Below are 574 nucleotides of genomic sequence, written 5' to 3'. Positions count from 1 at the left end.
TCGTGATCGCGGCGGCGACCACCGAGGGCAAGAACGTGCTGCCGCGCGTGGCCGCGCTGCTCGACGTGGCGCAGGTCTCGGACATCATCAAGGTGGTCTCGCCCGACACCTTCGAGCGGCCGATCTATGCCGGCAACGCGATCCAGACCGTGCAGGCGGGCGATGCCAAGAAGGTGATCACCGTGCGCACCGCCGCCTTCAAGGCGGCGGAGGCGGGCGGCGCCGAGGCGCCGGTCGAGGCGGCGGCCGCGGCCGTGGCGCCGGAGGCGAAGTCGTCGTTCAAGGGCGAGGAGATCGCCAAGTCCGACCGGCCGGAACTGGCCTCGGCCAAGTTCATCGTGTCCGGCGGTCGCTCGCTCGGCTCGGCGGAAAAGTTCAAGGAGCTGATCGAGCCGCTCGCCGACGCGCTGGGTGCGGCGGTTGGCGCCTCGCGCGCCGCGGTGGATGCGGGCTACGCCCCGAACGACTGGCAGGTCGGCCAGACCGGCAAGGTGGTGGCGCCCGACCTCTACGTGGCGGTGGGCATCTCGGGCGCGATCCAGCACCTCGCCGGCATGAAGGATTCCAAGGTGAT

Annotated in this window: 1 protein-coding gene; it reads left to right on the top strand. The window is 71.1% G+C overall.

Features of this window, described 5'->3' with window-relative positions:
• Positions 1-574, top strand: a 574-nt coding sequence (locus ACKUB9_RS34395) for an electron transfer flavoprotein subunit alpha/FixB family protein (RefSeq protein ID WP_407531199.1), incomplete at both ends; no start/stop codon positions are given.

It is taken from the genome of Methylobacterium oryzisoli (genome assembly GCF_046557895.1).
GTDB lineage: Bacteria > Pseudomonadota > Alphaproteobacteria > Rhizobiales > Beijerinckiaceae > Methylobacterium > Methylobacterium oryzisoli.
This window is presented reverse-complemented; position numbering and strand designations above follow the sequence as displayed.